Source organism: Schaalia georgiae DSM 6843, from assembly GCF_000429245.1.
In the GTDB taxonomy this organism is placed as follows: Bacteria; Actinomycetota; Actinomycetes; order Actinomycetales; family Actinomycetaceae; genus Pauljensenia; species Pauljensenia georgiae.
The window spans coordinates 429,217-445,252 of sequence record NZ_AUBM01000006.1; the positions used below are offsets into that span (position 1 = coordinate 429,217).

Sequence of the window (16,036 nt, forward strand, 5' to 3'; positions counted from 1 at the left end):
GGGAGTGGGGACGGCCATGGACGGCAGTCCCTGATTCCATTAACGGTATTGGTTATTCATTACCACTTCAAGCAATTTATCATACGGCATTATAAATAGCGCGTATTCATTACCGCTTAATCGTTCGATTGAGCAACTAGTCGTCCGGCGGACTGAGCCGCCTTCTCATTGGAGTCCGGGGCACCGGGCGCCTCCGGTCCGGGCTCGCCCCTGGCCTGCCGACAGTGGCGTTCCGCATAGTTGTGCAATCGCTTGGCGGTCGGGGCGGAGCACGGGCTGTTTTGCAAGCGTTGCCCGACTGCGTGCGGCCGAGCTCCTTGGTGGTCGGGGCGGAGCACGGGCTGTTTTACAAGCGAAGTTGAGTTTTCAAAGGGCTACCACACTTTGCAAGCGTTATAACACTTGCAAAGTGTGGTAGCCCTGTAAAAGCGGAGGTACCGCTGTGAGAACAGCCCACCGCGCGCCCCGCGGCGCCCGGCGGGGCGCATCGGGGCAGGAAACCACCTACTGGGGCAGGTTAACCCCCATTGGGGCAGGTTAATAACCTACCCCAATGCACCGTAACCTACCCCAATGCGGACGCGCACCGACGCCGAACAGCATGGCGGCTCAACAGTGCCCAATGACCCGGAGACACGGGCCGGCTCGTCACCGGGCAGCGGGAGCACGCCACAGGGCACCGCTGCGGGAACAGACCCCGCTCCGCCCCGCATTGCGCAGAAAAGGGCCCCACGGACGAGCGGTCCGATCAGACGGGTAGTCCGATCAGGCGGCACTGCCCCGCCCAGCATTACGCGGAGAAGGGTGTCCCACGGACGGCTGGTCCGATCAGACAGCGCTACTCCACCCCCGCATTGCACAGAGAAGGGGCTGGCGCGCAGCGATTCCTCGCTGCGCGCCAGCCCCGGAGCGGTTCGCTCAGGGGATCACCCTTTCAGCGCACCGGATGGGCCGAACTCGTACCACTTGCCGCCGATCTGCTGCCAGCCCGTGGCCATGCGGCCGGAGGCATCCAGGTAGTACCAGTACCCGCCGTCGACAACCCAACCGGTCACCATGGCGCCCGAGGGAGCGAGGTAGTACCAGTACCCGCCGTCGGCAACCCAGCCGGTGGCCATGCGGCCCGAGGAGCCCATGTAGTACCAGGTTCCACCGTCATTGACCCAGCCGGTCGCCATAGCGCCCCAACCGGGGATCAGGTAGTACCAGGCGCCACCATCGACCAACCAACCAGTGGACATCGCACCAGAAGCCCCATGGTGGAACCAGTACCCGCCATCACGCACCCAACCAGTGCGCAGGTATCCCGACTCGTCGAAACGGTACGTCGCACCATCGATCACCAGGGCCTGACCACGCGGATACGTCCCATCGCCGAACCGGTACCACCAACCAACAGAATCCCGCACCCACTGGCCCTCACCAGGCACCGGAGCAGAAGGCACGGCAGAACCCACCACACCAGCGACCACACGGAACGTGGCATCACGCGCCTCGACGCGCAACGACGCCCCATCAACCGACGGAACCCACGTGAAGGCAGCCGACGACGAGGGCACGCGCCCGTCCCCAGTGGGTCCGTCAGCCGCCCCGGCCGCCTGGCCGGAGGCAACGGACTGCGTGGGCGCGGCCTGGCCCGCGGGCGCTGCCTGGCCGGAGCCGGACTGGGCTTGGCCTGAGCCGGACTGGGCTTGGCCTGAGCCGGACTGGGCTTGATCCGAGCCGGACTGGGCCCCGCCCTCGTCCGCGCCTGCGGGCGCCTGCGCACCCGGCTCCGCCCCGGCGTTCGCGCCCGGCGCGGGGGAGGGCTGGGCGGCGCCCATGGCGGCCCAGTCGGAGACGACGGTCTCAGCGCCGCCGGGCCCGATCTCGATGGCGCGGGCCTCGCGTCCGACGGAGACGCCGCCGGTCAGCGTGGCCGTCACCTCAATGGTCTGGCCCGCCTCCACCTGGACCTTCGAGGCATCCCCCACCTGGTCGATCACAGGCGAGGACAACGACAGAGCCGGATCCACATACCGGTGCAGCTGGGACGCCGGATCCAAACCGGCCTTCTCCATAGCCGCCCTGGCCACCGACCACGCGACCGACCCCTCACCAGCGGCCACGTACACGTGAGAGGCGGCGAGCTGCTCGGCGCTGAGCGCGTAGGTCCCCAGCGCGAGTACCTCGACGGTGGAGGGGAGCACCAGCGTCTGCGGGAAGGAACCCCCGTAGCCGTAATTGATCCGTTTCATGCCCTCGCCGAAGAACGCGGCCGTAGCGCGGGCGCCCGTGGAGTCCGTCGACCCGGTGAAGGAGCCGCCGACGCCACCGCGCACGATCATGCGGTCCGGCACGTTGCCCTTGAAGGCGTTCTCGTCGATGGTGTGGATCCGCGTGCCGAACTCGATGAACTCGATCGCCGTGGAGTACAGGCCATCGACCGTCTCCAGGGAGTCGGGCAGGACGATCTCAGTCAGTGACGACGCGTTGTTGAAGGACCCGGCCTTGAGGACCTTCAGGCCCTCGGGCAGGACGACGCGCTGGAGCGCCTTGTTGTTGCGGAACGCCTGCGCGTCGATCTGCACGGTCCCGGGGCGCACCGAGTACTCGGTGAACGTGTTCGTCGGCAGGGACAGCACCAGGTGCGTCCCGTCCTGCCGTTTCGCGTACAGGACGTTGTTCTCCGCCGAGTACACGGGGTTGTCCGGGCTGACGGTCAGTGCCCGCAGCACATCCGAACCGGCGAGGAAGCCCGTGTCCAGATCCGTCAGCGCCGCCCCGATGCGGACCTCCTCCAGGTGCGGGTTGTTCTCGAAGGCGAAGGCGCCGACCGACTTCAGCGAGTCCGGGAAGACGAGGACACGGACGGGGACGCCGGAGAACGCCATAGAGCCCACCGCCTCCAGCCGGTTCAGGTCGGTCCTGAAGTCCACTGATGTGAGCGAGGAGGAGTCGAAGGCGGAGTCGCCGATCGTCACCGTGCCACCCAGGTTGGCGCTGGCCAGGTTCGCCGTCGACTGGAAGGCGTGCGCCTCCAGCGTCTCGAACTGGTCGGGCAGCACCACATCGGTCAGTTGCGCGTTCGCGAAGGCGCACACGCCGATGGACCGCAGCGACGCCGGGAAGCTGATCTGACGCAGGGGGGCCTGCTGGAACGCCTCGTCGTCGATGCGGGCGGTCCCATCGACCACCGTGTAGGACCCGCCGCTGTTCTTCGCCATGGGGTAGGCGACCAGGTGCGTGTGGTCCTTCGTGTACAGGACTCCGTCGACGCTCTCGTAGGAGGCGTTCGCCGAGTCCACCGTGATGGACGAGAGCTTGGGCGAGAGCGTGAAAGCGGAGACCAGTTGGTCCGGGGCCACATTCGGGCCCAGGTGGGCCTTCGTCAGCTCGGGCATCGCCTTGAAGGCGCCCTTTCCGACTGTGGTCACCGAGTCGGGCAGCTCGACCTCGGTGAGCAGCGTTCCTGAGAACGCCTGCTCGCCCACGGAGACGAGGCCTTTGTTGAGGCCCAGGTGGGTGAGCGGCGCCTTCATGAAGGCGCTGTCGCCGATGGTGCTCACGGAGGCCGGCAGGTCCAACGAGGCGAAACGGGTGCCGCTGAACGCGCTCGCCCCGATGGTCGTCAGGGCCGAGGGCAGTCCTGCCTTGGTGGAGCCGTCGGCCTGGCGGATGCGCAGCTCGCCGAGCGAGGTGTTCTCCGAGAAGGCGGACGCCCCGATCTGCGTGACCGCGTCGCCGATGGTCACCTCGTTGAGCTGGGAACTGCGTTCGGCAAGATCCGAGGGGATCGCCGTCAGCGAATCAGGCAGGGACAGGCGCTTGATCGTGGAGTTCGAGAACGCGCCGCCTCCCAGCTTGACGACCTTCGACGGCAGGAGGATCTCGTCGAGGCTGTAGTCGTTATCGACCAGGGCGCCCCCGAGCTCGGTGAGCTGGGAGGGGTGTGCGGCGGTGTCCTCGAAGACCACTGCCGTCAGCCTGCGCGCGTCGGCGAACGCCCGGTTCCCGATCGTGCGGACGGTGGCGGGGATGGTGATGCGCTCGGCGTTGACGCCCCGCAGCGCCTCGTCGGCGATCGCGGTGACCGTGTCGGGCACGCTGATGGTGCTGCCCGAGCCGCGGTACTGCGTGAGCACGCCGTCCGCGTCGATGACGAAGTCGTCGTAGTCGCCCTGGTGCACCTCGACTGGGGCGGTCGCCGTCTTATCACCGGCGGGGGTCGCCACCGTGGCGGTGACGGTGCCGCGCGCGGAGCGGTCCCCCGCTGTAATGGTGGCGCTCAGGGTGTCGGCGGAGGGCTGGATGGATGCGCCCTCCACGTCCAGGGCCCACGTCACCGAGGATCCCCGCAGCGAGGGGGCCAGCAGCGCCGAGACGCCCGCCTGCCCGCTGGTGGGGATGATGATCGGGGAGTCGGAGAGGGCGATCCCGGTCTCGTCGGAGACGGGGGCGACCTTCACATGGGCCGTTGCGCTGACCGCCGGATCCGCGGCCGACGCCACGACGATGTCCGCCTCCCCCTGGCCGACGCCCGTCACCACGCCGGAGTCGCTGACCGTGGCCACCGCCTGGTCGCTGGAGGACCACGTGACGTCGGTCATGTTGGCTTCGGCGGGCTCGTGGCTCACGCCCAGCTTCGCGTTCTGGCCGGGCACCAGCGACAGCGACGACTGGTCCAGGGTGAGCGAGGTCATCGGAATGGACTCGACGACGACGCGGTGGCTCTTCGAGGCATTGATCCCGAAGTCCCACGCGTGCAGCAGCGGGGTGGAGGGGAGTTTGCCCTTGCCGCCCTGCTCCGTCCAGCTCTTCTGCAGATCGGAGGCGCGCACGTCGAAGTGGTAGCGGTGGGTCCCGTCCGCTTCGACCGTGCCGTCGTCGGCCACCAGGATGCGGTGGAACCAGCCGCCGCTGTCCGGGTCGGCGAAGTCGACCGCTGCCAGGGGCGAGGAGTCGGCCACGTCGAAGGAAATGGTCTTCTCCGCGCCTTCGCCCGTGGTGGCGAGGTTGGAGATCTCAGGCGCCACGGTGTCCATCGTGAAGTCGTAGGACAGCTCCTGGTGGGAGGAGTCCGGGCCATCGGTGTCCGTCGAGATCGTCAGCTTGTAGGCGCCGTCGGGCACGAGGTCGCCCTGCTCATCGCGCCCGTCGAAGATCGGCGAGCCGATCCGGGCCTCGGCGTAGAGGACCTCCATCCTCCGGGGGTTGAACAGCGACTTGTGGGCGCCGTCGAAGGTGTAGGAGCGCACCGTCTCGCCCGCCTCGTTGGTGTACGTGTACGTCATCTTCGCGGTGGAGCGCAGTGTGCCGGTCACGGGCTGGATCGAGTTGGGCGACACCGACCATCCACTGTTCGACACGATGTAGCGCGACGGGTCGGGCTTCACCTGGTCGAGGGAGCCGATCTTCTGCAGCGGGTTGACTCCCAGCGGCATCCCGGTCGTCGTCGAGGCGAGGGCCGACTTGTAGATGTGGGCCTTCTGGGCGCCCTCGTCGGACCACTTCGTGTCGAACACGTTCGCGGCGCCCCAGTTCCCGTAGAAGCCCAGGAAGGGCACCGTCAGGCCGGGCTCCCCCTCGGTCTGCGAGGCGAACTCGACGAATCCGTCGATGAAGGTCCCCTTGGGCAGGTTCGCGCCGACGTAGTCGGCGAAGGACTGCTCGACGGCGATGGCGATGCCCACCCGCGCCGTGCCCCCGGCGGGGACGGTGATGGTGGCGCCCTCGGAGGTGCCCGAGACGCCCTCGCCCGAGTAGGACACGGTGATGCCCTCACTGCGGAAGTTCTTCGAGTGCTCGCAGATCAGACCGCTCTCGTTGACCAGCTCGGACAGGGCCTGGCTGGACAGCGCGTAGGAGCGCGCCTCGGAGTCCACGTTGCGCAGGGTGATGCCGAAGGTCCAGCCGCTGGTGCCATCACCCAGGTCGGCCTTGGGGCGCGACGGGGAGCGGGCCCCATCGACCGTGGGGTAGACGGTGGCCGTCGTGGCCGCCAGGGCGTCGGCGATCCCAGCGCCCTGCTTGCGCGGGGAGTAGTAGGCGCCCGTGCCCTGGTGGGCGTCGACGACCGGGTGCGCCGTGCCCATCAGCAAATTGGTGACGACGTCGTGTTTGTCGGAGTCCGAGAAGGACGAGAAGCGCTTGTCCGAGGCGACCCGCTGGCGCACCTGCGCGGCGATGCCCGCCATCTGCGGGGTCGCCATCGACGTGCCCGACATATAGCCGTACTTGTCACCGGGGAGCGCCGAGTAGATGTTGCCACCGGGCGCGGAGATCTCGGGCTTGAGGGTCAGATCGGGCGAGACGCCCCAGGACGAGAAGTCGGACATCGCGTAGTCGGTGGAGGGGGCCAGGCGCGCGCCCTTCTCGATGACCAGGTTGTGGTCGGCCGCGGCCAGCATCGCCTCGCCGTTCGCCTTGGAGATGAAGGCGACGGGGATGGTGGTGGTCTGGACGGCGGGGCGCGTCAGCGAGTCCGAGTCCTCGTTGTCGTAGATGACGACCGCAGTCGGTTTGTAGGGCGCCAGGGCCTTGACCTTGTCCTCGAAGGTCATGGGCTTGCCTGCGTCGGAGGTCCCGCCCCTGCGGACCAGGGCGAAGGCGCCCTCGATCCCGTCGGGATTCGCCTGGACCATGGCCGCGATATCAGCGGCCTTGCCCTCGCCCGCGTCCACGTAGCGGTACGTCCCCGACTCGATGTCGCCGAAGGACGCCATGCCCTCCTCCAAGGGGTTGTGGCCCTCCATGTACCCGATCTGCCGACCCGCTGCGGTGAAGCAGGGCAGGCCCTCCTGGGTGTTGTCGACCGAGGCCACGGACAGGGACGTCTGGAACGTCGAGGGCTCGTCCACTGTGGAGGAGTCGGGATCCGAGGCGTAGGGAAGGTTCACCCCGGAGGTGTTGCCATGGGCCGAGGAGTACGAGTTGCCCGCTGCGACATTGAGGGTGATGCCCTTCTCGCGCAGGACCTTGTAGGCGTCGGCGTAGATGGAGGCGGCCTCGTCGCTCATGCCCGCGTCGGATCCGAAGGACATGTTGACCGAGTCGGGCTCCAGCACGCCCACGTCGTCGAGGGCGCCCAGGATCGCGGAGTCGGGTAGGGCGCCATCGGAGTCGCGCGCCACCTTGAGGGCCATGAGCTGGGCGTTCGGCGCAGTGCCGCGGATCGTGCCGCCGTTGCCGGTGGCGATGCCCGACACGTGGGTGCCGTGCGAGAGGTCGGCGCTGGAGTGGGGCACCACGTCCGCGTCGTTGTCCGCGTAGTCGTAGGCGAAGGCGATCTTCTCAGAGACGTAGACGCCCTCCTTGCCGACGGCGAGCTTCGACTTCAAGGAGGAGACGTCGCCTTCGTGGAGTTTGACGGTGGAGTCGTCCAGGTCGCCGCTGAATGCGGGGTGGCCCACCTCGAGGCCGGTGTCGATGACCGCGATCACCTGGCCGTCGCCCTTGTAGGCGGTGGAGTCCGCGTGGGTCATCGCCAGTGAGGACGCGTTGGCGGGGGGCTCGACTGTGTCGAGGGCGGGGGTCTCGATGTCGCGCTGGTGGAGCTCCTCCACGAACGCCGCCTTGACCCCCTCTACGCCGCGGACCGCCTCGAGCGCCCCACGGGGGATCTCGATGGCGAATCCGTCGATGACGGTGGAGTAGTCCTTGATGTCGGTGATGGGAGTACCGCCGGAGGTGCTCACGCCGGGCAGCGCGCCCGAGACGGCGGAGGTGATGCGGTCTTTGACGACCTCGTGCTTCGTGGAGGAGGAGAGGCCGAAGATCCGCCTGTACCACGGGACTCCCACAGTGCCCTCGTCGAGTTGGACGATGACTGTGACCGGCGTGGTGCCGCCGGTGCGGTCCTCGTCGGCGAGCAGGCCGCCGTCCGGCGCCTTGGCGCCGCCACCGGCCAGTTCGGACATCGAACTGAGCCCGGTCTCGAGGCTGCGGCCGCTCTGCGAGTCGTCGCCGGCACCCGTCCCGGACTGAGCCGCAGCGCCCGACGGCTCCGCGGGGGCCGGAGCGGACGGGCGGGCCGCGTGGGAGGCCGACGGAGCGGGTGGGGGCGCGGCCGCCGTGGGTGATGCCAGCGCCACCGCGCTGGCGACGAGCGCGCTTGAGAGCGTGAGCGTGAGAGTCGCGCGTGGAATGTGTCGTTTCATGACTGCCCCATGGTTGACGGATATTGGATAAGCGCACCCTTTTCGGGGAATAAGGCCACTCCTATTTCTGCCACCCTATTGGCGAACTGTCCTTCGCATCAAGTGTGTTGTGGCGCGAAACACCGCGCCCCTCCCACAGCGTGAGACTACTACGATCCCAATATGCTCATTCGACTATTAGGGGCGCACCTGCGCCCATACACATGGCTTCTCATAGGGGTTGTCGTCCTCCAATTCGCGGAAGTGATGGCCTCCCTCTACTTGCCCACCCTCAACGCCGACATCATCGACAAGGGCGTGGCCACCGGCGACACCGGCTACATCTGGCGCACCGGCGCCTTCATGCTGGCGGTGAGCGCCCTCCAGGGGATCTGCTCGGTCCTGGCGACCTACCTGGCTGCCCGGGCCTCGATGGGCATGGGGCGCGACCTGCGCGGCGCAGTCTTCGAGCGCGTCAGCGGCTTCTCCGAACGGGAGATCACCCGTTTCGGCGCCGGATCCCTGATCACCCGCAACACGAACGATATCCAGCAGGTCCAGACGCTCGTCATGATGAGCTGCACGATAGCAGTGACCGCGCCGATCATGGCCATCGGCGGGATCATCATGGCCGTCAGCAAAGCACCCGCCCTCTCGTGGCTCATCGCGGTCTCGGTCCCCCTCCTGCTGGTCGTGGTCGCCCTCATCGTCAGCCGCATGGTCCCGTTGTTCCGCTCCTACCAGGACAAGCTCGACGGCATCAACCGCGTAATGCGCGAACAGCTCGCCGGAATCCGCGTCATCCGGGCCTTCGTCCGCGAGCGCGCTGAGACCGGCCGCTTCGAGGAGGCGAACAGCTCCATCACCCGCGTCAGCGAACGCGTCGGACAGCTCTTCGTCCTCCTCTTCCCCCTGGTGATGCTCATGCTCGACGTCACCATCGTCGGCGTCATCTGGTTCGGCGGGCACCGCGTCGGCGACGGCGACGTCGAGATCGGCACCCTCATCGCCTTCATGGCCTACCTCATGCAAATCCTCATGGGCATCGTCATGGCCTCCTTCATGACCATCATGATCCCCCGCGCCGCAGTCTGCGCCGAGCGCATCAGCGAGGTCCTGGCCACCCCGCCCACGATCACCGCCCCCGACGGCGCGACGACCGTCTTCCCCTCGCCCGGCACCGTCGAAATGCGGGACGTGGGCTTCACCTACCCCGACGCCGACGAGCGCGTGCTCGAAGGCGTGAGCTTCACCGCGGCGCCCGGGACCACGACCGCCATCGTCGGCTCCACAGCCTCCGGCAAGTCCACGGTGGTGCGCCTGCTGACCCACCTGCTCGACGCGTCCGAAGGGCGGATCCTCATCGGCGGCACGGACGTGCGCGAAGCCGATCCCGAGGCGCTGTGGGCGCAGATCGGCCTCATCCCCCAGCACCCCTTCCTCTTCGCCGGCACCGTCGCCTCGAACCTGCGCCTGGGCCGCGAGGACGCCACCGACGAGGAGCTGTGGGAGGCCCTCGGGGTCGCCCAAGCCAAGGGCTTCGTGTCCGAGATGGACGGCGGCCTCGACGCCACCGTCGCACAGGGCGGCACGAATGTCTCGGGCGGCCAACGCCAGAGACTCGCCATCGCCCGCGCCCTCGTGCGCAGGCCCCCCATTCTCATTTTCGACGACTCCTTCTCCGCCCTCGACGTCGCCACCGACGCGCGCCTGCGCGCAGCCCTGGGGCCCGCCACCGCAGGGACCACGAAGATCGTCGTCGCCTCCCGGGTGTCCACCATCGTCGATGCGGACCAGATCCTGGTCCTCGACGCTGGGCGCCTGGTCGCCAGCGGCACCCACGAGCAGCTGCTCGCGGCCTCGGAGGTCTACAAGGAAATCGTCACCTCCCAATTCGGAGCGGAGGCCCTCTCATGAGCACCCCGGACAAAACCCCCACCACCCAGACGAGCGCCGAGGAGGAGCTGGCAGCCGAGGCCCTCGCCTCGTCCGGCAACTGGCACGACGGGCCGCCGCCCGGCAAGGCGAAGGCGTTCTGGCCCTCGTTCAAGCGCATGATCGGGCTGCTGACCGCCCACCGCAACTGGATCGGGGCGATCCTGGTCGCCACGGCGGCCTCCGTCGCCCTCGCGGTCATCGCGCCGAAGGTCCTCGGTCGGGCGACGAACGTGGTCTTCGAGGGCGTCGTCTCACAGGCCCTGCCGGCCGGGTCCACGAAGGAGCAGGCCATCGAGGCCCTGCGCGCCCAGGGGATGGACGACTTCGCCACGATGCTCTCCGCCATGGACATCGTGCCCGGCACTGGGATCGACTTCCCGCGCCTGGCGGGGATCCTCGCCCTCGTCCTGGGCCTGTACGTGGGCTCCGCCTTCCTCAACTGGTTCCAGGGGCACATGCTCAACCGGATCACCGCCCGCGCGCTCTACCGCCTGCGGCGCCGGGTCGAGCAGAAGATCCATCGCCTGCCTCTGAGCCACTTCGATCGGATGCGCCGCGGTGATGTGCTCTCGCGCCTCACCAACGACGTGGACAACGTGAACAACACGCTCCAGCAGGCCCTCTCCACCGCGCTGACCTCCGTCCTCACAGTGGTCGGGGTGCTCGCCATGATGTTCTCCATCTCGTGGAAACTGGCGCTGGTCGCGCTCATCACCGTGCCGCTGTCGGGCGTCGTCTTCGGTTTCATCGGCCCCCGCTCGCAGAAGGCGTTCACCGCACAGTGGGCCCGGACCGGGGCCCTCAACACGCGCGTGGAGGAGTCCTTCTCCGGGCACGCCCTGGTGCGCGTCTACGGGCGCACCGACTCGGTGCGCCGGGCGTTCGCCGAGGAGAACGAGCAGCTCTACCGCACGGCGCTGCGCGCCCAGTTCCTCTCGGGGATCATGATGCCGATCATGCTGGTCATCGGGAACATCGTGTACGTCGCCATCGCCGTGGTCGGCGGCGCCATGGTGGCCTCGGGGGCGCTGCTGCTCGGCGACGTGCAGGCGTTCATCCAGTACTCGCAGCAGTTCTCGCAGCCGCTGGGCCAATTGGGCGCCATGGCTACCGCCGTCCAGTCGGGCACCGCCAGTGCGGAGCGCATCTTCGAGCTCCTGGACGCCGAGGAGGAGGGGGACGACGCGCCTTCGGCCGCGGGGGCGGACGCCCCGGCCCGCGCCTCGTCGGCCACGGGCGGGCACAGCGCGGCAGTGGACTCCCCCGCCCTGTCGGACGGGGAGGGGGCCGGCGCCATTGAGATGCAGCACGTGCGCTTCTCCTACTCGCCGGACACCGAGCTGATCCGCGATCTCACGCTGCGCGTCGACCCCGGGAACACGGTGGCGGTCGTGGGACCGACAGGCGCGGGCAAGACCACTCTGGTCAACCTGCTCATGCGCTTCTACGAGCTCGACTCCGGGCGGATCACCATCGACGGCCGCGACATCGCCGCCATGGACCGCCAGGAGGTCCGGCGCCGCACCGGCATGGTCCTCCAGGACCCGTGGCTCTTCGCGGGCACCGTGCGCGAGAACATCCGCTACGGCCGTCCCGGCGCCTCGGACGCCGAGGTGGAGGAGGCCGCCAGGGCGTGCTTCGTCGACCACATCATCCGCGCGCTCCCCCACGGCTACGACACGGTCCTGGAGGAGGACGCGGAGAACATCTCCGCGGGCGAGCGCCAGTTGCTCACCATCGCGCGCGCGTTCGTGGCGAACCCCTCGGTGCTGATCCTCGACGAGGCGACCAGCTCGGTCGACACTCGCACTGAGCTGCTGGTCCAGCGCGCCATGAACGCGCTGCGCCAGGGGCGCACGAGCTTCATCATCGCCCACCGCCTCTCCACGATCCGCGACGCCGACACGATCCTGGTCATGGAGGACGGCGACATCGTGGAGCAGGGCGGCCACGCGGAGCTCCTCGCCAAGGGCGGGGCCTACGCGCGCCTGCACGCCGCCCAGTTCGCGAGCGCCTCCCACTGAGCCCGTCCGGCCACGGGGTCCGTACCGCCTCCGGGCGGCCCCCGTGGCCGGGCGCTGCGCCTGGCGGCGCGCCCGTCACCGACTGGATGGTCCACGAGTGGGCGCCCCGGAAGAACGCGAGTACGGTATCGGAGTACTGGGAGAGCGGGGAGGAGTGTATCCGCCATGGGCATCGCAACGCTGCTGGAGGAGCACTCGATCGACCTGCCCAGTTATTCGGAGGTCTCGATCGAATCGGGCCGTGCCCCCATCACCCTGTCCATCTGGGAGGCGGAGCAAGACACGGCGCCGACGGTCGTGTTCGTCCCGGGCACCATGACCCACCCCCTGTTCTACAGCCCCTTCCTGGACGCTCTCAGCCGGCACGGCTACCACGTGATTGGCGTCCACCCGCTGTCCCACGGGCGCAGCCCCCGGGTCATCCGCCGGTTCACCCTCGACGACATGATCGGGAACGTCCGGGACGCGGTGGGCTACGCCTGCGCCCGTTTCCCCGGCGCCGTCGGGCTAATGGGGTCGAGTCAGGGCGGCGTCCTCACCCTGCTGACCGCCGGCGCCGAGCACCGCATCCGGGCCGCCTTCCCGCACAACGTCCTATTCACGCCCCTGCGTGAATCCCTATCGGTCACACGCTTCCCCAACGCGCTCGGCGCGGTGTACCCGGCGGTCCGCAGGATCATCGCCGTGGTTGGCCGGGTGCTTCCCGGGCTGCAGGTGCCGCCGGGCTTCTACCTCGACATCGACAAAGTCTTCTCAGAGCGGCAGTGGCGCGACGCGTTCTTCCAGGATCCCATGCGGCTCGAATCCTACCCGATGAGTTTTCTGTCCAGCCTGTTCACGACTGATATGTCGGCCCTCGTCGATGGCAGTATCACCTGTCCGGTGGTGGCGTTCGTGTCGACGGGCGATCCCCTGTTCACCCTCGAGTACAGCCGCTTGGTCTACGAGCGGCTGGTGGCGCCCGAGAAGCGGTTGGTCGAGTTGCCCGCCGACCACCACCTGGTCCTCAACGAGAAAGCCGAGCGCGTTATCCCAACGGTACTGGCCGCCCTGGACGACTACCTCAAGTAGCCCGCGCTGCCCTGTGGATAGCCCCGGGGCCGGCACCGATCCCCGCATTGGGCCCGGCAGAGCCACCCGGCAGTGCGACGGAGTCCGATTCCGCGGTGACGCCCCCCAGTTCCAGCGGCTATTGCGACGATGAAGCGGCCCGCCCTCACTGCCGCTCGGACAGCGCCAGGTTGGCGCGCACGGCCGCGCCGATGCGGTCCAGCGCCTCGGCGGTCGCCCAGCTGCCGTCGAGTCCGGCCAGGCGCGCGACGGGGACGGACTCGCCCTCCTCCAAGTCGAAGCCCAGCAGGGCCCGCCACAGGGGCACCAGCTCCTCGTTGTAGGTGTGCCCGTGGCCGGCGGGGGCGGTGCCGGCGACGGGCAGATCCGCCATGATCTGCAGGTAGGTCACTCCCCGGGTGAACTCGACGTTCTTCGACACGTCCCGCCCAGCGCGCTCGCGCAACCAGTCGGGCTGGCGCCACAGCAGCCGGGGGTTCCACCACACGACAGGGTCCGAGGCGTGCTGGGCGTAGACGATCCGCGGGAAGGACCAGCGGCCCAGTTCCCGCCCGTACAGGTCCTGGCGCAGGTCCTCGGGGGCGTTGACGAAGCGCACATTGCGGCCGTTATCGACGACGGGAGCCACCTCGGGGCTCCCCCGGTGGCGCGAGGCCGTGAGCACCCGGTGCATCGGGGTGAAGGCGGGCGTGCCCACCCACAGCGCCCCATCGACGCGGGCCAGGGCATCGGCGGGGGAGTCGAACACGGACTGCGAGGCGAACGCGCCCAGGGACTCCCCGCACACGAAGAGGGCGGGGCGCTCAGCCTCGTCGATGGCGTCGATCGCCTCGCGAACAGCGCGGAAAAGGGCGCGGGAGGCCTCCTGGGCGGGCTCCAGACCCGTCAGCCAGTTGAGGGCGGAGGGCACGTAGGAGTACTGCAGGGACGCGGTCGCGCAGTCGCCTCCGGTCAGGTATTCGAAGGGCTGGACCTGCCACTCGTCCACCCATCCCGAGCCCGTGGACGCGGCGACCAGGACCGCTGCCCGTCGGAAGGCGCCGGTGCGCTCCAGTTCGGCGACGACCAGGGCGGCGGCCTCGTCGATGCCCGCCCCTGGGGAGGGCATTCCCGCGTACACGCGGATCGGTTCCTGCGCCGGGCGCCCGGTCACCGCTTCGACATCGGCGCGGCTGGGGCCCCGCCCGAGGAAGACCCTCCCCTGGCCGCCCACCGACTCCCACGTGGAGGGCGAGGCGGGCGAGGCGGAGCGCTCGGGAACGCTCGGCTGGAAAATACCCTTCGCGGTGCGCGTGTTCATCCGCTCGGCGTGCCGCCGGAAGAACCCGATGCCGCCGCGCAGGATCACGTTGGAGGTGAGGAAGTAGATGATCACGCTCAGGATGGCGACGCCTGCCAGCGCCGCCGCCCAGCGCGGCATGTGGTCGGCCAGCGCGTTGATGAGCGCCCGCCCGACCAGGCTGACGCCCGTGATGACTCCGACGAAGAGGTGGGCGATGATGACGGTGCCGACGGCCCCCAGCAGGTAGCTCCACGGCGTTTCGGCGCGCATCCCCACCAGCGCGGCCGCGCGGCGGGCGCGGCGGTACGACTGGACGACGGCGTACAACCACCAGGTGAGGAACAGCACCGCGACGCCCGCCCGCGAGGCCCATTCGACGGATTCGTCGGCACTGATCCTCAGGTCCGCCGCCTCGATGAGGCGCGCGCCCGCGCTCTGCACGATGAGACCCAGGACGTAGCCGATGGAGACCAGGACGCCCGATGCCACGGCGTGCCACCACCAGGACCTGGCCATGAGGGAGGGGGAGACCGACACCGCGTACATGGCGAGCGCGCCGATCAGCCCCAGAAACGACAATCCCATAGTGGTCGATTCTGCCAGTCGCGCGGCCGGAAAAGCAGATCGCGTGACCGTGCTCACTCCAGGGCGGGTGCCGACAGGCGCCTCGACCCGGGACCGCTGCCGTTGCCGCTACGGGACCTCGGGGGCGAGGCGCTTCCGCTACGGGACCCGGGCAGCGGGGGCGCGGGTGGTCCACACGAGCGTCGAGTAGGGGATCGTGATCTCCTGGCCCGCCTGGTGCCCCAGGTGCTCGTACAGGTACCAGCGCAGGTTGTCCTGCATCGCGCGCCTGCGGGCACCGTCCGCGCGCAGGTAGGACGAGCGGGTGGTGCCCAGTTCGAGGATCTGCTCGGGAGGCATCCGGTCCTCCCACCAGAACTGCTCGAGGACGGGCGGGGCGAAGCCCGCCGGACGGGGAGGGCGGTCGGCGCGGTGCACGTCCCCGGAGCGCATGATGCGGGAGAGTCGGTGGACCCACTGGACGGTGACGTCCATTTGGTTGAAGACGATGACCAGGGGCGCCCCCGGCTTCAGGATGCGCACCGCCTCGGCCCCCGCCGCCACAGGATCCACCCAGTGCCACGACTGGGCGTAGACGACCAGGTCGCAGCTGGCGGACCCCAGCCCCGTGCCCTCGGCGGTGGCGGCGACCTGCGTGATGAGCGGGTGGGGGCGCGCCTGGGCGCGCATCGCGGCGGAGGGCTCCACGGCCCGCACCTCCAGGCCCTCCTCGGCCAGCAGGGCGCTCATCTTGCCCGTGCCCGCCCCGATGTCGGCGGCGAGGGCGGGACGGTCGGTGGGCGCGGTGGGCGCGGGCGCTCCCGCGCTCCCCAGGGCAGTGGGGCCCACCGCGCCTCCCCGGTTCCTGGAACCGCCCGCGCTCCCCCGCACGTCCAGGCCAGCCGCCCGCAGGACAGCGGCGACGGCGGCGGCCGGGTAGGAGGGCCGCACGCGCGCGTAGCTGGGGCGCGCCGCCTCGAAGGGATTGTCCGGGCTGCTCCCGCACGTGCCCACGCGGCTCCTTGGGCCGGCCCCGCCCG

The 16,036-nt window shown here is 69.2% G+C and carries 6 protein-coding genes; 3 read left to right on the plus strand and 3 right to left on the minus strand.

Translation table 11 applies throughout. From position 1 onward, the window contains the following. Positions 1–926 precede the first annotated feature (926 nt). Positions 927–8,138, minus strand: a complete 7,212-nt coding sequence (locus tag G447_RS11665; RefSeq protein WP_081697829.1) for a leucine-rich repeat protein — start codon at positions 8,136–8,138, stop codon at positions 927–929. 162 nt (positions 8,139–8,300) lie between these two features. Here G447_RS11665 and G447_RS0101920 point away from each other — a divergent pair, with 162 nt between their 5' ends. The 3 genes from G447_RS0101920 to G447_RS0101930 all read left to right on the plus strand — a co-directional run bounded on the left by G447_RS0101920 (position 8,301) and on the right by G447_RS0101930 (position 13,150). After that, positions 8,301–10,034, plus strand: coding sequence for an ABC transporter ATP-binding protein (locus G447_RS0101920; protein ID WP_026429833.1), 1,734 nt, complete (start codon positions 8,301–8,303; stop codon positions 10,032–10,034). Next, positions 10,031–12,079: an ABC transporter ATP-binding protein gene (locus G447_RS0101925; RefSeq protein ID WP_026429834.1), complete on the plus strand. Its 2,049-nt coding sequence runs from the start codon at positions 10,031–10,033 to the stop codon at positions 12,077–12,079. Before G447_RS0101920 ends, G447_RS0101925 begins: the two co-directional genes overlap by 4 nt. Before the next feature lie 165 nt (positions 12,080–12,244). After that, the gene (locus G447_RS0101930) at positions 12,245–13,150 is read left to right on the plus strand and encodes an alpha/beta hydrolase (RefSeq protein ID WP_034475917.1); all 906 of its coding nucleotides are present in this window, start codon (positions 12,245–12,247) and stop codon (positions 13,148–13,150) included. Between the two features lie 145 nt (positions 13,151–13,295). Here G447_RS0101930 and G447_RS0101935 read toward each other — a convergent pair whose 3' ends face one another. Both G447_RS0101935 and G447_RS0101940 read right to left on the minus strand, forming a co-directional pair. After that, complete coding sequence (locus G447_RS0101935; protein ID WP_005867739.1) at positions 13,296–15,017, minus strand: alpha/beta hydrolase; 1,722 nt, start codon at positions 15,015–15,017, stop codon at positions 13,296–13,298. Positions 15,018–15,155: 138 nt separating this feature from the next. Continuing rightward, the gene (locus G447_RS0101940; protein ID WP_026429836.1) at positions 15,156–16,010 is read right to left on the minus strand and encodes a class I SAM-dependent methyltransferase; all 855 of its coding nucleotides are present in this window, start codon (positions 16,008–16,010) and stop codon (positions 15,156–15,158) included. Positions 16,011–16,036 lie beyond the last annotated feature (26 nt).